19 protein-coding genes are annotated in these 17,896 nt (G+C 39.4%); 9 read left to right on the top strand and 10 right to left on the bottom strand.

Annotated features, from left to right (window positions below; genetic code table 11):
* Position 1: 1 nt before the first annotated feature.
* The gene (locus HJC33_RS07085; protein ID WP_171658114.1) at positions 2-1,267 is read right to left on the bottom strand and encodes a choice-of-anchor B family protein; all 1,266 of its coding nucleotides are present in this window, start codon (positions 1,265-1,267) and stop codon (positions 2-4) included.
* A gap of 64 nt (positions 1,268-1,331) precedes the next feature.
* On the opposite strand from HJC33_RS07085, the gene thiL reads away from it, so the two are divergent.
* A complete protein-coding gene (gene thiL, locus HJC33_RS07080) occupies positions 1,332-2,378 on the top strand; it encodes a thiamine-phosphate kinase (RefSeq protein ID WP_171658113.1) in 1,047 nt (348 codons plus the stop codon).
* Between the two features lie 133 nt (positions 2,379-2,511).
* Here the strand turns inward: thiL and HJC33_RS07075 are convergent, their stop codons facing one another.
* A complete protein-coding gene (locus HJC33_RS07075) occupies positions 2,512-2,766 on the bottom strand; it encodes a hypothetical protein (protein ID WP_171658112.1) in 255 nt (84 codons plus the stop codon).
* A gap of 264 nt (positions 2,767-3,030) precedes the next feature.
* On the opposite strand from HJC33_RS07075, the gene brnQ reads away from it, so the two are divergent.
* Positions 3,031-4,293: a branched-chain amino acid transport system II carrier protein gene (gene brnQ, locus HJC33_RS07070; RefSeq protein WP_171658111.1), complete on the top strand. Its 1,263-nt coding sequence runs from the start codon at positions 3,031-3,033 to the stop codon at positions 4,291-4,293.
* Between the two features lie 24 nt (positions 4,294-4,317).
* Here brnQ and HJC33_RS07065 read toward each other — a convergent pair whose 3' ends face one another.
* The 4 genes from HJC33_RS07065 to HJC33_RS07050 all read right to left on the bottom strand — a co-directional run bounded on the left by HJC33_RS07065 (position 4,318) and on the right by HJC33_RS07050 (position 6,590).
* A complete protein-coding gene (locus HJC33_RS07065) occupies positions 4,318-4,659 on the bottom strand; it encodes a zinc ribbon domain-containing protein YjdM (protein ID WP_171658110.1) in 342 nt (113 codons plus the stop codon).
* A 13-nt stretch (positions 4,660-4,672) separates the two neighbouring features.
* Entirely contained in the window at positions 4,673-4,849 is a 177-nt protein-coding gene (locus HJC33_RS07060) for a hypothetical protein (RefSeq protein WP_171658109.1), read from the bottom strand.
* A gap of 68 nt (positions 4,850-4,917) precedes the next feature.
* Positions 4,918-6,210: an aminopeptidase P family protein gene (locus tag HJC33_RS07055; protein ID WP_171658108.1), complete on the bottom strand. Its 1,293-nt coding sequence runs from the start codon at positions 6,208-6,210 to the stop codon at positions 4,918-4,920.
* Between the two features lie 98 nt (positions 6,211-6,308).
* Positions 6,309-6,590 carry a hypothetical protein gene (locus tag HJC33_RS07050; protein ID WP_171658107.1) on the bottom strand — a complete coding sequence of 94 codons (282 nt, stop codon included), beginning with the start codon at positions 6,588-6,590 and terminating at the stop codon, positions 6,309-6,311.
* Between the two features lie 170 nt (positions 6,591-6,760).
* Between HJC33_RS07050 and HJC33_RS07045 the strand changes: the two genes are divergently transcribed.
* The 3 genes from HJC33_RS07045 (at position 6,761) to HJC33_RS07035 (ending at position 10,537) form a co-directional block, all read left to right on the top strand.
* Positions 6,761-9,604 carry a VPS10 domain-containing protein gene (locus tag HJC33_RS07045; protein WP_171658106.1) on the top strand — a complete coding sequence of 948 codons (2,844 nt, stop codon included), beginning with the start codon at positions 6,761-6,763 and terminating at the stop codon, positions 9,602-9,604.
* The gene (locus tag HJC33_RS07040) at positions 9,605-9,994 is read left to right on the top strand and encodes a DUF2721 domain-containing protein (RefSeq protein ID WP_171658105.1); all 390 of its coding nucleotides are present in this window, start codon (positions 9,605-9,607) and stop codon (positions 9,992-9,994) included.
* Positions 9,995-10,096: 102 nt separating this feature from the next.
* Positions 10,097-10,537 (top strand): hypothetical protein, encoded by a 441-nt coding sequence (locus HJC33_RS07035; protein WP_171658104.1) that lies wholly within the window; start codon positions 10,097-10,099, stop codon positions 10,535-10,537.
* Here HJC33_RS07035 and HJC33_RS07030 read toward each other — a convergent pair.
* From HJC33_RS07030 to HJC33_RS07015, 4 genes are all read right to left on the bottom strand, one after another.
* Complete coding sequence (locus HJC33_RS07030; RefSeq protein WP_171658103.1) at positions 10,517-11,476, bottom strand: succinylglutamate desuccinylase/aspartoacylase family protein; 960 nt, start codon at positions 11,474-11,476, stop codon at positions 10,517-10,519. The two genes, HJC33_RS07035 and HJC33_RS07030, sit on opposite strands and share 21 nt — an antisense overlap.
* Positions 11,454-12,344: a RimK family alpha-L-glutamate ligase gene (locus HJC33_RS07025; protein WP_171658102.1), complete on the bottom strand. Its 891-nt coding sequence runs from the start codon at positions 12,342-12,344 to the stop codon at positions 11,454-11,456. Before HJC33_RS07025 ends, HJC33_RS07030 begins: the two co-directional genes overlap by 23 nt.
* Positions 12,345-12,462: 118 nt before the next feature.
* On the bottom strand, positions 12,463-13,998 hold the full coding sequence (locus HJC33_RS07020; protein ID WP_171658101.1) for a sensor histidine kinase: 1,536 nt from the start codon (positions 13,996-13,998) through the stop codon (positions 12,463-12,465).
* 6 nt (positions 13,999-14,004) lie between these two features.
* On the bottom strand, positions 14,005-14,748 hold the full coding sequence (locus tag HJC33_RS07015; protein WP_171658100.1) for a LytR/AlgR family response regulator transcription factor: 744 nt from the start codon (positions 14,746-14,748) through the stop codon (positions 14,005-14,007).
* A gap of 253 nt (positions 14,749-15,001) precedes the next feature.
* On the opposite strand from HJC33_RS07015, the gene HJC33_RS17430 reads away from it, so the two are divergent.
* The 4 genes from HJC33_RS17430 (at position 15,002) to HJC33_RS06995 (ending at position 17,846) form a co-directional block, all read left to right on the top strand.
* Complete coding sequence (locus tag HJC33_RS17430; protein ID WP_171658099.1) at positions 15,002-15,640, top strand: collagen-like protein; 639 nt, start codon at positions 15,002-15,004, stop codon at positions 15,638-15,640.
* A 72-nt stretch (positions 15,641-15,712) separates the two neighbouring features.
* Complete coding sequence (locus HJC33_RS07005; protein WP_171658098.1) at positions 15,713-16,318, top strand: SIMPL domain-containing protein; 606 nt, start codon at positions 15,713-15,715, stop codon at positions 16,316-16,318.
* A gap of 30 nt (positions 16,319-16,348) precedes the next feature.
* A complete protein-coding gene (locus HJC33_RS07000) occupies positions 16,349-17,158 on the top strand; it encodes a hypothetical protein (RefSeq protein ID WP_171658097.1) in 810 nt (269 codons plus the stop codon).
* Positions 17,139-17,846 carry a hypothetical protein gene (locus tag HJC33_RS06995; protein ID WP_171658096.1) on the top strand — a complete coding sequence of 236 codons (708 nt, stop codon included), beginning with the start codon at positions 17,139-17,141 and terminating at the stop codon, positions 17,844-17,846. Before HJC33_RS07000 ends, HJC33_RS06995 begins: the two co-directional genes overlap by 20 nt.
* Positions 17,847-17,896 lie beyond the last annotated feature (50 nt).

Genomic DNA, 17,896 nt, shown 5'->3' with positions numbered 1-17,896 from the left:
CCTAATTGGATTTTTGAACCACAAACAAGCCTGAGTTGATATCATTGATCAAGATTTTTCCGCTTTCGAAAAAGGGATAAACACTCCAAACTCCATTAAACCCAGCTGTGTTATTGGACGGATAAGAGTCAAAAAATGCGGTTTCGGAAATGTTTTCATTCGCAATATCCGAAATGTCCAGCACTCGCATTCCAGCAGTGTAATTGGCCAGAAAAAACTCATCCCCCACAACATAACCGTTGTGATCAATGGCTGCCGTTGGTCCTAGGTAAGTGGTATGCAGATTTGGATTGTCCAAATCGGTAAAATCAAAGATGAGTGTTCTTGAATTGAAACCAAAACTGGTTTCATCCAACTCATCCCCGAGCATAAAATAACGATGATCTTCCGTAAACCAACCTTGATGCGTGTAACCGGTGTTGGAATAGGTCAATGTTGCGATTTCTGTTGGGTTGTCTTTATCCGTGATATCAGCAATGGCAATTTGATTTTCATTGGATCCAATGAAAATCTCCCTCCCCGTGTAATCTGTATCTGGACCATTGTATGTGACCACTTGTGCGTCATGCGTGTATCCATTAGTTCCATAACCCCCAACGCCAGTTGGATTAGTAGGGTTTTGGATATTGATAAAATGCACCCCACCATTAAACTCATCACTCCTTGCCGTACCAACTGCATAAGCAAAACCCATCTCTTCATTGATAACGATGTTATGCGCATTTCCAATTCCAGTATAGCGAGTATCCGCAGTAAAAAGTTGCGGTGGATTGTTGACGTTTCTGAGCGTTTTCAAATCGAAAATTTGTATTCCATGATTCTGTGCTTCAGAGACAATAAAGGCATAATCTCCATAAACTTTGATGTCGCGCCAGGTGCTGGCTACCGTAGCTGTCATTAATTTTCCCAAATACACTGGATTATCCGTGTCCGTGACATCAACAAACGCAGTACCATTATCTAAGCCCACCAAAGCATATTCGTTTCCTGTAGCAGTATCGGTCCATCCCCAAATATCATTGCCCTCGTCACCATCAAAAGCGGTTAGGTCCATTTGAAAAAGAAGGTCATATCCTTGGCAAGGATAAATGGAAGCCATCCCTCCATCACAAGGGGTGAAACTTCGAGCTACATTGCCTGTGCCAATATTTTGGGCACTCCCATCATCTTGATTATTATCTTCAATGGGATTGGTATCTTCATCACTACTGGAACATCCTAAAAAAAAGAACGCAATAGAGAATGCAAAAAGACTGGTTTTCCACATTTCAGAGCAATTTTAAGTTTCTACTAAAGATACAATTTATAATTATCCTGTTTACTTTTGCCAAATGCTAGAAGATAAAACCCCACAACGTACATCATTGGAAGAATTAGGCGAATTTGGCCTGATTGATCACTTGACTCAAAATTTCAAGTTGGCACAACCATCTACCTTAAAAGGGGTTGGTGATGATGCAGCTGTGCTGGATTTTGAAGGAAAGAAGACCATTGTTTCCACCGATATGCTTGTTGAGGGAGTTCACTTTGACCTCAGTTATATGCCGCTAAAGCATTTGGGATACAAATCCGTGATTGTAAACCTTTCCGATATCTATGCGATGAACGCAATGGCCACTCAAGTTACTGTTTCCATTGCCGTATCCAATAGATTTCCCTTGGAAGCATTGGAAGAATTTTATGTCGGAGTGAAAACCGCCTGTGATTTGTACAAGGTAGATCTTATTGGCGGGGATACCACCTCTTCTACCAAAGGAATGATCATTAGCGTTACTGCCATTGGCATTGCAAATGAAAAAGATATTGTATATAGAAATGGAAGCAAAGCCAACAATTTGTTGGTAGTTACAGGAGATCTTGGTGGCGCCTATCTAGGTTTGCAAGTCATGGAACGCGAAAAAGAAGTTTTTAAAGTCAACCCAAACAGTCAGCCCGATTTGGAACCATACTCCTATATCGTGGAACGGCAGTTGAAACCTGAGGCTCGAAAAGATATGGTGGAACTATTGCAAAAACTGGAGGTACAACCAACCGCGATGATCGACATTAGTGACGGACTTTCTTCTGAAATTTTACATTTATGTAAAAACAGCAAGGTAGGCTGCAATCTTTTTGAAGATAAAATTCCATTGGATCCTACAGTAATTTCAACTTGTGAAGAGTTTAAAATGGATGCTACCATGGTAGCTTTAAGTGGCGGGGAGGATTACGAACTTCTATTTACCATAGATCAGGAAGACTTTCCAAAAATAAAGGGCAATCCCAATTTAACTGTTATTGGGCATATGACTGATGTATCCGAAGGAGTACATTTAATAACAAGGGCAAACACCAAAATCCCGATTACTGCCCAAGGGTGGAACTCATTTACATCTTAACTAAAAGAAAAAATCCCGAAAATTAAGCGCAACTTCACTTTATGGTCTTGGGGCACGCGACGCATAGCATAAGGTACGAACTTAGGTTTCCGGGATGGTCCTTAAATTTCTTCCTAAAACAAAAAAGAACAGATTAGGCTACTTGGTGTATTACTCTGTTCTTTCTTTTTTGATACATATCTTCTAAAGTACTGTTGATTTCCTGCATTTGAGGAGTTAGCTCAGAAAGCTTTCCGCTGGCATCCGTGGTCACTTGTTTTTGACAGTGGATACATTTGTACTCCTTAATATGTTTTGTTACATGTTTGGACACTATATAATGATGTCCAAAGAAATTGCAAAAAAGAGAAGTGATTTTGTTGCCATGTTGCGTTGAGGAAGTTTTCATAAGTTTGGTCTTGTCGTTTGGGGAAGCATTGATACGATTTGGGGATCGATAAATGCGAAATTAGTTACTTGTAATTATGCTTTATACGTCTTGTTTTGGTTGAACGGTTATTTAGAGAACGATTGTTAATAACTTTTTATTTTGAAAAAAATTCACGAAATAATAATTTTCGATGAAATGCATCAATATCGATAAAAAGTCAATATTTCTCGTTAAACTTCACTTTCGAAATATAGTGCATTGAAAATTAATTATCAACAGTTTATGAACAAAAAATCGATTGCCATTACAACTTTTGCCCTTTTTTCTCTTTTTTTTGGTGCGGGCAATCTAATTCTTCCCCCTCAATTGGGTTTTAAGGCAGGAAACTTGTGGTGGTTGGTCACACTTGGATTTTGTATTTCTGCTGTTTTGATTCCCATTTTGGGCATTTTGGCCCATGCCAAACTACAAGGCACTATGTTCGATTTTGGGAAAAAAGTGTCCCCTACCTTCAGTTTGGTGTATTGTTACGTAGTTTATGCCATTTCCATTGCTCTGCCTTCTCCCCGAACTGCATCCGTAACACATGAAATGGCCATACAGCCTTTATGGGATTCATCATCCTTGCTTACCAGTCTCATTTACTTTGTACTCGTTTATATTTTTGTGGTCAACCGATCTAAAATTTTGAATGTAGTAGGGAAGTACCTTACCCCAGGTATTCTCATTATTTTACTTCTGATTGTAATTGCTTCTATTTTTTCTTTGGATTTTAATTTTAGCAGTTCAGAATTTAAAAGTCCATTTACACATGGTATTTTGGAAGGTTACCAAACTTTTGATGCCATTGGCGCTGTGGTTGTCGGTGGTGTGATTATAATTTCCATCAATCTTAAAGAAAAGACCGCCTCTTACGAAGTTAAAAAAAGCCTTATCGGCAAAGCAGGTATCTGGGCAGGACTTGGTTTGTTTGCTGTTTATGCCGGACTCATTTTAACCGGAGCCCTGTTCAGCGATTCTTTTGATGCCGCTATTTCCAGAACGTCACTTTTAAACAGCATCAGCATACAAACTTTGGGAAACCAAGCCACATACCTGCTGAGCCTTTTGGTGAGTTTGGCCTGTTTTACCACAGCTGTCGGAATTGTAACAGGAACCGCTGACTTTATCAAAGGAAGATTCGATGATTCTGTGTTGGCCTATCGTATAACCGCACTTGTTGGTTGCGCCTTGGGAGTTCTGGTAGGTCAGTTCAATGTAGGTTATATTATTGCAGTGGCCCTACCTGCTCTAATGTTCATTTACCCCATCACCATTGTTTTGATCTTATTAAACGTGCTGCCTGAACAATGGACTTCCGCCAAGGTTTTCCGATGGGTGGTCATTACTACCATTATATTTAGCATCCCTGACTTTTTAGGGAGTCTTGGCTACGCCGAAACCATTGCGCCGTTTACCCAATGGATTCCCTTACGAGCATCTCAATTGGGATGGGCATTGCCTGCTTTGGTGGCTTTTGCTCTTGGAAACTTAGTGGAAAAATAAAGAGTGATTGAATTAGCCCTCCTTTCATGCTTTGCGCACAAACTCCGATTTTAATCCCATAGCCCCAAAACCATCTATTTTGCAGTCAATATTATGGTCACCTTCCCGTAACCGAATGTTTTTTACTTTGGTTCCTGCCTTCACAGGTTTTGGTGCTCCTTTAACTGGCAGGTCTTTAATGACTACCACGGTATCTCCATCATTCAATCTATTTCCGTTAGAATCCTTTACGACCAAGCCAGCCTCTTCTTCCAACTCACTGGGGTTCCATTCGTGCCTGCATTCTGGACAAACATACCAATCCTTTCCCATCGCATATCCATAAGGCGATTCACATACTGGGCAAGGTTTCATTTCTTCTGACATAAAATTCTCTTATTTACTCGGAGCCTCTCCTTTTTTTATTATAATAATACAATCCATAAGCCACCACAACCAAAATTACAAAGGGTAAGTAACTGCCTATCACCAATCCAATTTCATAGCCACTGTCCGGAGCTTCCTGAAGCTTCTTTTCAATATCGGGTTGTTGTACTAAAAGAAATGGCAAATTCATAATCTTTTATTTTATAAAGCATATCTCGACTGTGCTCGATATGACAATTTCAATATTATCTTTTGGTATTAGGACTGCATCAATTCCTCTATTTCCTCTGCCATAATAGGAATGTTGCGCATCAAGTTAAATGGTTCTCCCGTTTCTTGAATGACCACATCATCTTCAAGACGGATGCCCATACCCTCATCAGGAATGTAAATACCAGGTTCCACGGTAAAGACCATGTTAGGTTTCATCGGTGTTTTTAATTCCCCATAATCATGAGTATCCAAACCAATATGGTGACTGGTGCCATGCATAAAATATTTTTTATAGGCGGGCCAATCTTTATTTTCATTTTGAACATCAGCTTTATCCAACAAACCCAATCCTAACAATTCCGAAGTCATAATCTTGCCACATTCTTTATGGTATTCTGCCCAAATAGTTCCGGGCACCAACATTTTTGTAGCTTCATCTTTTACGTGAACTACGGCATTGTATACTGCTTTTTGGCGGTCGGTAAATTTTCCACTGGCCGGAATGGTACGGGTCATGTCGCTGGAATAATTGGCATATTCCGCAGCTACATCCATCAAGATTAAATCACCATCCTTAGCTTGCCTATTGTTCTCTAAATAATGAAGCACATTGGCATTATTACCGGCTGCTATAATGGGGCTATAGGCAAAACCTTTGGAACGGTTGCTGACGAACTCATGCAAATATTCTGCTTCCAATTCATATTCCCACACACCAGGCTTTGTAAATTTCAATATCCTTCGGAAACCTTTCTCGGTGATGTCACAAGCTCGTTGCATCAATTCCAGTTCCTCGGGTTCTTTTACCCCACGAATGTTTTGCAGTATGGGATTACTTTTGGCCCATTGATGCGCTGGAAAGCCTTTTTTACATTTTATGATAAAACGATCTTCCCTTGTCTGGGTCTCTACCGCTTGACGGTAATGTTCATTTGTATTGAAATAAACTGTGTCCGCCTCGGTCATCAAATCAAAAAAGACCTTATCAAAATCTGAAAGCCAATAAATGGTTGCAATGCCTGAAACTGAGGTTGCCTGTTCCTTCGTTAATTTAGCACCTTCCCAAATGGCAATGTGCTCATTGGTTTCCCGAACAAACAATATCTCCTTATGTTTTTGATCCATGGCATCAGGAAAAAGTACCAAGATGGTTTCTTCCTGATCAGCACCACTCAAATAAAAAATATCCCGATGCTGCTGAAATGGCATCGTACTATCGGCACTGATGGGGTAAATATCATTGGAATTGAACACCGCAATACTTTTAGGCTTCATTTGGGCCATGAATTTTTTACGGTTTTTGATAAAGAGTTGGTTATTGATCTGGTCGTACTTCATGAAAGTTTTTATTTCCTTCAAATGTAGCTATTTGATGACCGCACTACAAACAAAAAAAGGAGTCAAATTTGACTCCTTTATCAACTAATTCTCAATATCTATTTGGACATGGCTCCCTTGATAGCTCCAACAATGGCCATGATGATTCCACCACCAACGCCACCTCCGGCTATACTTCCAAGAATTCCAGATAAATCCATTCCTCCATCAGTTCCCAAACCGAGCATCCCCAATAGGTAACCTCCCAATCCACCTCCCAAAATACCGGAAATAGAATTTCCCAAGGTTCCCAAATTAAGTTTGGGCAAAAGTTTGGCTGCCAGGTTTCCACCGACAGCTCCAGAAATAAGTTGAATAATCAACGGTAAATACTCTTCCATTTTTATAGTTTTAATGGTTATGTGTCAATAAATAAACACTTTTTTTGACAATTTCACAAAATGTTATGGCCAATACATCAAGTTTTGAATGCTTTTAAAAGCAAATTCTAGGTTTGCGCCAACAGTTTCTTATTCATACCTTGACCTGATAGAACCAAACCCGCACCTGAATGAAAAAACTTCTTTTTATCTGTTCTTTTCTAATTCTTCAAACACAAATTGCACAACAGACACCTACTTCAAAAGAAGTAGTGCTGAACGGTCTCAGGCAAAAAGAAACCATGTCCAACAATTCCTTGGTCAAAAATTTGGTTTTAAAAAATATAGGCCCTTCTGTAATGAGTGGCCGGGTTGTGGATTTGGATGTAAATCCTAATGACCCTACAGAATTTTATGTGGCTTATGCATCCGGCGGGGTATGGCACACCTCGGATAACGGTATTTCCTTTTCTCCTATTTTGGATTCTTCAGATACACAAAATGTAGGAGACATTGCAGTAGACTGGATAAATGGAATTATCTGGGTTGGTACTGGCGAAAACAATTCTTCTCGTTCTTCCTATGCCGGCATAGGTATTTTGAAATCGACAGACAAAGGAAAAACTTGGAAAAACATGGGTCTGCATGACTCCCATCACATTGGTCGTATTTTAATCAATCCCGCAAATCCAGATGAAGTAGTTATCGGCGTAACCGGACACTTGTATTCTCCCAATGAAGAACGGGGTGTCTACAAAACTTCTGACGGAGGAGTTACATGGCAAAAAACACTTTTTGTGAACAATACCACAGGAATTATTGATGTGGCCTATGCACCCAACAACTTCAATATTCAATATGCAGCTGCTTGGCAAAAAGATAGAAAAGCATGGAATTTTTCCGGAAATGGTAACGCTTCGGGCATATACAAAAGTGTGGATGGCGGGAATAGCTGGACTTTGGTCACAACATCGCAAAGTGGATTTCCAACGGGTGGTGGAGTGGGAAGAATAGGTCTTGCTGTATTTGATGAAAATACCGTATATGCTATTCATGATAGTCAATTTAGAAGAGCAAAGAAAGTGGCTGTCATAACGGATAAGTTGACCAAAGAAGATTTTAAGACCATGACCGCCGAAGTGTTTCTTGCATTGGACAACAAAGACCTCAACGATTACCTGAAAACCAATGGATTTCAAGAAAAATATCGTGCCGAAAACGTGAAGAACATGATCAAGGATGGTGTTATTAAGCCTATGGACTTGGCAAAATACCTTGAAACTTCAAATTCTCTTTTGTTCGATACTCCAGTGGTTGGTGCAGAGGTATACCGCAGCGATGATGCCGGAATCACTTGGAAAAAAATGAACTCCAATTATATTGATGACCTTTTTTATAGTTATGGGTACTACTTCGCACAAATTAGCGTAGACCCGTCCAACAAAAACAAAATCTATATTGCAGGTGTGCCATTACTTTCTTCTTCTGATGGAGGAAATACCTTTTCAAGTATTGGCAAGGAAAACGTACATTCTGACCACCATGCAATTTGGGTAAATCCGAAACGTCCTGGCCACCTCATCAACGGTAATGATGGGGGTGTTAATATCACCTACGATGATGGGCAACATTGGATGAAGAACAATTCCACTAAAGTGGGGCAGTTCTATGCCATCAATATTGATCATGAAGAACCGTACAATGTTTATGGTGGGCTTCAAGATAACGGCGTTTGGAAAGGCACCCATAATAATGAGGAGAACAGCCTTTGGCACCAAACGGGAAAAAATCCATGGCAGCAAATTATGGGCGGTGATGGTATGCAGGTTCAGATAGATAATAGGAACTCGAATATCGTGTACACCGGTTTTCAGTTTGGAAATTATTATCGGTTGGATTTGGAAAATGGCAAGAACAAGCCCATACAACCTAAACATGAATTGGGAGAATCTCCGTACCGATTCAATTGGCAAACACCCATATTGCTTTCAGAACATAATCAGGACATTCTTTATTTAGGAAGCAATAAACTGCACCGTTCTTTGAACCAAGGTAATGATTGGGAAACCATTTCCAATGACCTCTCCCTTGGAGGGAAAAAAGGCAATGTGGCTTATGGAACCATTACCACCATATCAGAATCTCCCTTTAAGTTTGGTTTGTTGTATGTTGGAACCGATGATGGGTTGGTACACATTTCCAAAAACGGAGGTAGCAGTTGGGAGAATGTTTCCAGCTCCTTCCCAAAAAATCTTTGGGTAAGTGAAGTCGTTGCTTCCAAGCATAAAAAAGAACGGGTCTATGTTGCCCTTAACGGTTACCGATGGGATGATTTTACTCCTTATATATATGTAAGTGAAGATTATGGTAAAAGTTGGAAAAACATATCCAATACGATTCCTGCATCTCCAGTCAATGCCCTGGTGGAAGACCCTGAAAACGAGAATCTGATTTTTGCAGGAACTGACAATGGACTTTATGTAAGTTTTAACCGTGGTGAAACCTGGGAGCTTTTTCAAAATGGAATGCCCAATGTTGCTGTTCACGATTTGGTGATCCAACCTAAAGCCAAACACCTTTTGGTTGGTACACATGGCCGAAGCATTTACAAAGCTGATATTGCCCTATTGCAACAAATGACTCCAAAAGTCCTGTCCAAAGATTTAATGGTTTTTGATGTTGATGACATCAAGCATTCAACTAACTGGGGCAATAAAGGCTACACATGGGGCAAACCCAACACCCCAGGTTTGGATATTCATTTTTATGCCGCCAAAGCAGGATTATGCACCGCCAAGGTAATGACAGCAAACGGCACCGAAGTAAGTACTGCCGAATTGGATGCAGACAAAGGGCTAAATATACTTTCCTATGACCTTGCCTTCTCCAAAAAAGGCAAGAGCAACTTTCTAAAAAAGAACAAAATGAAATTGACCGAAGCACAAGATGGAAAAACCTATTTACCCAAGGGAAGCTATGTTGTAGAAGTTTCAGGTAATGGACAAACTCAAAAAATTAAATTTAAAATTGAATAAGTGCAACTTTCATTAAGCATTCCAGCCCTTTTGTTTCCGGCCATATCATTAACGATGTTGGCCTATAATGCCCGTTATCTAGCCATTGCAGCCTTGATCAGGCAATTGCACAAACAGTTTGAAGCAACTTCCGATCAGCCTTTGAAACAGCAGATCAATCAGCTTAGAAAGCGTTTGGGCATCATCAAAAATATGCAGGCAACTGCCATCGTCAGCTTCTTGTTGGCCGCTGTTTGTATGTTCTTGATATATGTTGAAATGAATGTCTGGGCCAATATCATTTTTGGCATCAGTTTAGTGTTTTTGATGATTTCACTTGTCCTATCCCTTTTAGAGGTCCAACTATCCACAAAAGCTCTGGGAATTCAACTAGAGAACATGGGGAAATAACGTAAAATTACTTTCTGGACACCCTTAATTCTTACATCAAAAAACACTTTATATTCTTATTTTTACAATCCCCCGATTTGGAATTGGGTTTATAACTCAAACATGAAGCACATCAAGGAAATAGAATTCTTCAGAAACATCAAAGAAATTCGTGAGTGCGAATTTGGTGTATTTTATTTTTTTGATGGGTTGGTGGTTTCTGAAATTAAAGAAGGCGTTGTCTTCAATTGGAGCATGGCCCAAAAAATAATAGCTATTGCTTATGAAGTTATTGGCACGGATACTCCTATTGCCTACATTTCCAATCGGATTAACAACTATTCCGTTGTACCTACGGATTGGTTGAAATTCTACATCAACAGACATCAACTTGAATATTATTCTGTTGTTGCTTATGATAAAAGTGGCCTATCCAGTATAGTTCTGGAGCGTATGTTCTTCAAAAATAGCATTCGACAGTTTTCCAATCTGGAAGATGCTGTGGCATGGAGCATGGAAAAAATACGTGACGCAAAAGCCAGTCTATCGCCCCAAATGGAATAAGGCATCACCTTGGTTCACCACTGCTTGGTGATTGATACAAAATACATATCCGTCAAAAGGAGCCCTTATTTTTTTGTTCTTCTTTGCATACGTGTCAGCAATCAAACCAATAATTTGACCTTTGGTCACAGTTGCACCGTTGGCTATCTGAGGCACAAACATACCTGCTTTTGGAGCTCTAACCCAACGAGCATATTCTAGGTGTATTGATTTTTTGGATTTTGTTGATTTCCCTTTGGGCATCATTCCCAAAACACTCAATACATTATGAATTCCTGTGATACCCTTTTCAATAGCTTTTTCATTAAATCGCATACTTTCCCCAGCTTCATAAACTATAGTTGGGATTCCCATTTTAAAGGCAGTCTTTCTAAAAGAACCTGCTATCAATCTTGAAGGAAAATAGAGTGGTGCACCAAAAGCTTCGGCCAATTCTTTGCTTTTAATGTCATCCGCCGTATAACGAACTTGGGGATGATTGTGCCGTTGCCCTCCCCCGGTGTGCAAATCAATTCCAAAATCTACCTGGGGCAAAACCAGTGAAGTATAGGTATGGGCAATTCTACTGGCCAACGATCCGGTTTTTCTGCCAGGAAAACTCCTATTTACATCTTTCCCATCTGGTACATCCCTAGAAAAATGAATAAATCCAAAGATGTTCAGGATAGGAACAACAATTACCGCACCTTTAGTAATATTGAAAGTTTTGTCCTGGAGCATTCTGCGCAAAGTCTCCACTCCGTTAATTTCATCGCCATGTAACCCTGCCTGCACCAAAACCGTGGGGCCAGCTTTTTTTCCATTGAAAACATGAATGGGAATATCAATAAGTGTGCCTGTTGGTAACCGCGCAATATTGATATGGGCAAGCTTTTGCTCCCCGGGTTTAATCTCATCTCCATTAATGTAAATGGTTTTATTTTCTTTTTCTGTACCCATTGCGTTCCACAAATTGAATAATGTGCTTGGCCACATTGATTCCTGTCGCCGCTTCAATTCCTTTTAGCCCTGGAGAAGCATTTACCTCTAGAAGAACAGGTCCTTTTTTAGATCGCATGAGGTCCACACCCGCGACACCCAAGCCCAAGTATTTGGTTGCATTCAATGCAATATCCTGTTCTTTTGCCGTGGGATTAATAGCCTCCGTGTCTGCTCCACGGTGTACGTTGGATCTAAACTCATCCACTTCGCTGGTTCTTTTCATGCTTGCAATGACCTTATTGCCCACTACAATAATACGAATATCCGCTCCGTGTGCTTCTTCAATATACCGTTGCAACAAAATACTGGTATCCATTTTATAAAAGGTATCAATAATAGATTTTGCCGACTTCTTACTTTCGGCCAATATCACCCCTTGACCGTGTGTGCCTTCTTGCAGTTTGATAATTACAGGTGGACCTCCCAGTAATTTAATCTGCTCTTCAATATTATCTGGGTTAATGGAAAATACAGTTTCTGGAATGGGAATTCCTTTTCGGGCCATGATCTGAAGTGTCCGCACTTTATTTCTGGCCCTGGTAATGCCCAAAGATCTGGCCGTACTGAAAACATTGTTCATTTCAAATTGTTTCACAATAGCAGCTCCGTGGCGGGTTACTTTGGTTCCTATTCTGGGTATTATGGCATCAAATTCATTGGTGACATTATCCTCTCCCAAATAAATTTGGGGTTTGCCATCACCTAACTTTACCGAACACTTGGTATGATCGATCAATTCAACATAATGTCCTGCATTTTGAGCTTCTTCAACTATACGGCGCGTTGAGTGCACATTAAGACTAACCGATAAAATAGCAATGTCCATACCTGACAGGAACCAATTGAAATTGAGCTGTAATATCGGATAAAAATTGGGATTAAAGAGATTGCACGTAATTAATATTCAATTTCTTAATTCAACTTTAATCCTAGGAGAATTTCAATCAAGTTATTTCTGGTACGTTAACGATAACAAGCGTGCCTGCCGGGTTTTTATCAGTTGAATCAGACAAGTCTTGAATTATATAAGTATGTGGGTGCCCCAGTTTTTTGGTGAAAAGGTCCAACCTATCTTTGGTCAGTAACAACCCCAAAGATTTTTTTTTGAAGACGTTATTTGTGTTTTTTAGTTTAGCCGCTTTTCTACCAATTCCATTATCTTCAATTTGAATTTCTATGCTTTTTGGCTTTTTGGCTTTTCCAACACGAATGGCCAGATGTTTTTCTCCTTCCTTGGCCAGCAATCCGTGCCAAATGGCATTTTCTACAAAGGGCTGTAAAAAAAGTGGGGGGACCATTATTTTTTCAATATTGATGTCCGCATTAATTGCTATGGAAAATTCAATATTATTTTTAAAACGATTGCTCTCAATCTCCACATAAACCTCTAAGATTTTTAACTCCTCAGCTAGTGATATTTGCTCCTTTCTGGAACTTTCCAGAATGTTTCTGATCAGTTTGGAGAACTTGGTCAAAAAATAAATGGCTCTTTCACGATCGTTTTCTATGAAATATGATTTAATGGAGTTCATCGCATTAAAAATAAAATGCGGACTCATTTGACTTCTAAGGGCGTCCAATCTCAATTGAGAAAATTTGTTTTCAAAAGCCATGGTCAACTTTTCTGTCCTTTCCCTATTGGCTTCTTCAGTAAGCTCCTGTACATTGGTTCTCGTCTGTTCCAATTCTTCAGACAAGGTTCTGTTGATACTGTCTTTGATGATTTGGTTTTCTTCTAACTGCGAAATGTATTTTTTTTGGATTTGGGTATTCTCATCATAGACGAGTTTTTGTTCCAGCCCAATCGCTAATGCGAACAACAGGCTTTCAATCAAAATTCCTATATATAGAATATAGAGATAATCATCATTTACCCTAACATTTTTTATGGTTGAAATGAAAAGTAAGAGGTATGTTACACTCAATACGAACATTCCTGAAAAGATGTATTTTTTAATGATCATCTTTTGGGTATATACCATATAGAACACCCAAAAGAAAACAATATATCCTGTGGGGATGTACACAAATCCATGGAAATAATCAATAAGGTAAGACCTCGGAGATGTCATTTGAATTGCCCACAAAATCAAATAAATAACTGAGGTAATTGCATAATAATAGTTGATTATCCGAATTGCCTTGGGATAAGGTTTCCTCAATCTCATTATATTGATAATGAAATAGGTGAACAATAATGTGCCCAGCAACTGACAGGGATAGTGTACAAACCTTATGAATGCCCTTCCTGATGACGAAGCGAAAAAGTCAGAAAAGAAAACACCTTTAATATACCTCAACAGCCCTATACCCACTACAAAGGTATATGCGCTATAGAGCAAAAAAAACAATTTCTTATGCTGAAAATATTGAATCAGAAAAAAAGCGAAGAGATAAAAAACAACGACAACTACTAAAAATCCCAATCCATTTTCGCTGCTGTTTTCTAAAAATTGCAGTACCGTGCCACTACTTTCCATAAGTTCTTAGCACTGTGCCATTTTTTTGAGAAAAGCATCTTTTTTTACTCTAGAAACCGAAATGCTTTTTTGATTGGACAGCACAACGTATCCTTCAGCTTTGATATATTCCGCGACTTTTAGCGTGTTGATGACATAAGAATTATGTACGCGAAAGAACATGGTCTCTGGTAAAATGGCTTCGATTTCCTTCAACTTTTTGGATACACAAAAACTCTTCCCCGACTCTAAAAAGATATTGGTATAATTACCATCAGATTCACAATGCACAATGTCCTCCGCCCTTGCAAAAAGTATCTTTCCATTAACGGGAAACTGAACCATCTGTTTGGTGCTGGCTTTCGTCAAAGTTTTCAAGGTTTCCTGAAATTGCTCATGAAAGCTGTTGGAAACGCTCAACTTTCTCAGTTTATCAAAAATCACCTTGATGTCTTCGGCATCTATCGGTTTTAAAAGATAATCCAAGACATCCTCTTTAATAGCTTGAATGGCATACTGATCATAAGCTGTAGTGACCACAATGGCAAAGTTCCTGTAAGTTAAATTTTGAAGTAGAGTAAATCCGTTCATTTCAGGCATTTCTATATCTAAAAAAACGCAGTCAGGTTTTAGATAGTTGATTCCAGATATAGCATCAGCGGCAGAAGTAAAAGTGTCCATAACTTTTATTTCATCGGGAAATTTTTGTAGTTCCCAAACCAAACTATTTATTGCTGCAGATTCATCATCAACAATTATTGCCTTTATCATGGGGTTACTATTTACTACAAATTACATTCATGTTCTCCTTCCATTCTCCAATTTGGTATGGACTGTCCCTTTTAGTGTATAAACCGTTATTCTAGTGTATAGTATGCAAAAAGCATTTTTCTTACTGTAAAATGGTCATTTACACACTAAAAGTATGGCAGTATAAAATGGTTTCTTCGCACCATACCTAAGCAATAAACTCTGCTTTCTACGCTCATTAGTTTTGGCTTATAAATTTAAACCTCATTACGTTATGCAGAAAAAATCAAGATTTATTTATGCCTTAGCAGTCCTTTTTATAGGATCATTAATTACCTCATGTTCTGGAGAAGATGGTGAAACCGGTCCAGTTGGCCCACAAGGTCCGCAAGGAGAACAAGGCCCAGATGGGGCAGACGGTGCTGATGGTACTGATGGTACTGATGGTGAGCAGGGTGAACAGGGTGAGCCTGGAACTGCCAATGTGATGTATTCCGATTGGGTAGCTACGGAATTTGGAAATAGTATTGTTGCTACATCCACTTCTTTTACAATTGATGCTCCCGATGTGGATGAAGACATGTTGGATTTTGGGACCATCTTGGTCTATGGCAGACGAATAGACATAACTCTTGGAAATATTGTCTACCCACTGCCTATTGTGTTCGGGGCGGCCAGACAGCAATCATACTACTTTAGAGCTCAAGACGGAGAGATAAGAATAACGGTTTCGGCCAATGAAGAGGGAGAATCGGTTGTTGACGGGTCTTTCTTGGAAGAATACAGATACGTTCTCATTCCTGGTGGAACCCCAGTGGATACAGATTCTCCGGGGGGCTTGACTGGCAAATCCATGGATTATTCTAAAATGACCTACGAGGAGGTTGCGAAGCATTTTGGTTTCGAGGAATAGGACAAACAAACTATTTACTCCCTTGCTATTGGTAGGGGAGTTTTCTTATTCAATTATAAATTTCAAAGTTCCATGAAATGTTTTTTAATCATTCTACTTTTCCTATCCTACAACATACAGGCGCAAGAAGTTACATCCATTAAAGTTTTGGGAAGTGCCAGACATCTTGATGAAACTCCAGCCTTTTATGGGTCTGTGACGCTGAGCGGGGCCTACTCAAGCTATCCAGAAGATGCCATGACATTGACTCAAATGAAAGAAAAATATGATGCAGCACTTCAAAAAAACGGTTTGTCATTGGACAGGCTTACAGAAAATCCAATGGCCTATGTGGTTCTTGGACATGAAAAAGAAGGGACTGTTTACGAATATAAATCCTCTTCCCTTGAAGAATTTATCAAATTTCTGGACACAAAATCCTGGGGAGTACAACGATTAAATTATGGCGCAAAGGTTACCATAGATACGCAAGAAGCTGAGAAATTATTGAAAAAAGCAATTCAAAATGCACAGGGCAAGGCCGAGGTTATTGCAAGAATTCAAGGAAAACAGCTTGGAGGAATTCTTCAAATAACAGACAAGAACGAAATTAATAATTCCCAACATGTCAGCATGTACTATGACCAACCGTTAAGTTCCATTCGGTATGATGTTGAAGTGACCTTCAGCCTAAAATAAATACTCTCATAAATTGAAACATCCAAATTCATGAAAACTTTGAATACCGTCAAATCCTTGGTATACATCATTTTGTTTTTGGCCATTGTACAATGTTCCAAGAATGACGATGGCAGCAGCAAGGCCCCCGAAATGGAACAGGGCTTTTTTCCAAAGACCATCTCATTGGAGTACAACGAAGGACAAACAGTACAGTATGAACTCTCCTATGATTCGAACAACAATATATCCTTTATCGACGAACAGAGAAACTCCAATGGTGATGTGTCCCGCAAGCAATCGGAATTTCATTATAGTCCTGAAGGTCAATTAATGCAGGTGCTCACGGAAGATGTATTGAACGGGATTGGTTATGACATTTTCTTTACCTATGGAAACAACAATATCATAACCGGAATAGTTATGGAAATAAACGCCGCTACACATGAAACTTCGGTTTTTTACAATGAAGATCAATTCATATATGGTATAAATGGCGATTTGGCCAATCTACCCACTTCATGCCGTTTTGATTCAGAAAGCAACCTAGCGGAGATGTACATAGGAACTACCCATATACAATTGGAAACCTCGGAAAACAGTAGGGGTATCTTTGCAGGTATCTCACTTCAACCTGCCTTGTCGCTATGGCATGGTCTATTCTTCTTCTATACTCCCTATGAATTGTATTTTTTCAATCAAAACGACCTTAAAGCTGTCCAAATAGGGGATTATTATTATCAATATCAAAACAAAATCCGGGATGGGGAGGGCAATCTTTTGTCCTTTGATTTTAAATCTACCGGATTAAGTGGTACTAACATAAAATACACCATCAGTTATGAAAAAAAATTACTCTAGAATTATACTTTGCCTTTTCGGGCTTCTATTTCTTTTGGGTACGGCCTGCTCCAAGGATGAAAATGACTCGCCGATAACCTTTGCTTATGCCTCGGACGTTTTTGAAGTTGAATTCAGGTCAACGGTTACATTACAAGCCCCGATTATGGAATGGCCCGGGGATAAAGGCTCCTTTTACCTGAAAGAAGACTTGGAAGGACTTAGCATAAATCAAAATACCGGAGCCATAGAAATAGAAAGGCACTTGCCCGCAGGCACCCATGAAATCGTAGTCAATGCCATCAGCGGTGAAAAAAGTTGGGAAACCAGTTTTGAACTGAACAATGTCCTTAAGAATTCCTTCTGGTCCGGTGGACAAAACAATGACACTACATCCCAAGAAATTGAATATAATAGACAATTTTGGTTGTTTGAGGACGGAACACTTGAAGTTGAAATTATTGGGCAGGCTGATTCCAAGGGAGTTGGTACATGGTCTATTGAAGGAAATATTTTCAGTATGCATTTTTGCACCTATTGCCAGGATGCAAACCCCTTGGACATCCCCAGTTCAGATGAGCATGGCTATTATGAAGGAGTTTTAACAAACGAATCTCTTATAGCGTCTATTAGTGGTCAGTGGTATGTCATTAGATTTGACCCTGATTCCACCCAGTTGCGGGGCAACTTCTATCTGGAATGGGATTAAAGCTCCAAAAGTCTTGATCATAACCCTTCTAAATAAGAACCTTTCCCATT

The organism is Flagellimonas amphidinii (assembly GCF_013090115.1).
GTDB lineage: Bacteria > Bacteroidota > Bacteroidia > Flavobacteriales > Flavobacteriaceae > Flagellimonas > Flagellimonas amphidinii.
This window is presented reverse-complemented; position numbering and strand designations above follow the sequence as displayed.

Coding starts and splice junctions, on each gene's coding strand:
- HJC33_RS07060 (WP_171658109.1), bottom strand. CDS start 4,849: ATGAATTTGCCATTTCTTTTAGTACAACAACCCGATATTGAAAAGAAG.
- HJC33_RS07055 (WP_171658108.1), bottom strand. CDS start 6,210: ATGAAGTACGACCAGATCAATAACCAACTCTTTATCAAAAACCGTAAA.
- HJC33_RS07030 (WP_171658103.1), bottom strand. CDS start 11,476: ATGGGTACAGAAAAAGAAAATAAAACCATTTACATTAATGGAGATGAG.
- brnQ (WP_171658111.1), top strand. CDS start 3,031: ATGAACAAAAAATCGATTGCCATTACAACTTTTGCCCTTTTTTCTCTT.
- thiL (WP_171658113.1), top strand. CDS start 1,332: ATGCTAGAAGATAAAACCCCACAACGTACATCATTGGAAGAATTAGGC.
- HJC33_RS07005 (WP_171658098.1), top strand. CDS start 15,713: ATGAAATGTTTTTTAATCATTCTACTTTTCCTATCCTACAACATACAG.
- HJC33_RS07065 (WP_171658110.1), bottom strand. CDS start 4,659: ATGTCAGAAGAAATGAAACCTTGCCCAGTATGTGAATCGCCTTATGGA.
- HJC33_RS07050 (WP_171658107.1), bottom strand. CDS start 6,590: ATGGAAGAGTATTTACCGTTGATTATTCAACTTATTTCTGGAGCTGTC.
- HJC33_RS07015 (WP_171658100.1), bottom strand. CDS start 14,748: ATGATAAAGGCAATAATTGTTGATGATGAATCTGCAGCAATAAATAGT.
- HJC33_RS07045 (WP_171658106.1), top strand. CDS start 6,761: ATGAAAAAACTTCTTTTTATCTGTTCTTTTCTAATTCTTCAAACACAA.
- HJC33_RS07000 (WP_171658097.1), top strand. CDS start 16,349: ATGAAAACTTTGAATACCGTCAAATCCTTGGTATACATCATTTTGTTT.
- HJC33_RS17430 (WP_171658099.1), top strand. CDS start 15,002: ATGCAGAAAAAATCAAGATTTATTTATGCCTTAGCAGTCCTTTTTATA.
- HJC33_RS07085 (WP_171658114.1), bottom strand. CDS start 1,267: ATGTGGAAAACCAGTCTTTTTGCATTCTCTATTGCGTTCTTTTTTTTA.
- HJC33_RS07035 (WP_171658104.1), top strand. CDS start 10,097: ATGAAGCACATCAAGGAAATAGAATTCTTCAGAAACATCAAAGAAATT.
- HJC33_RS07075 (WP_171658112.1), bottom strand. CDS start 2,766: ATGAAAACTTCCTCAACGCAACATGGCAACAAAATCACTTCTCTTTTT.
- HJC33_RS07020 (WP_171658101.1), bottom strand. CDS start 13,998: ATGGAAAGTAGTGGCACGGTACTGCAATTTTTAGAAAACAGCAGCGAA.
- HJC33_RS07025 (WP_171658102.1), bottom strand. CDS start 12,344: ATGGACATTGCTATTTTATCGGTTAGTCTTAATGTGCACTCAACGCGC.
- HJC33_RS06995 (WP_171658096.1), top strand. CDS start 17,139: ATGAAAAAAAATTACTCTAGAATTATACTTTGCCTTTTCGGGCTTCTA.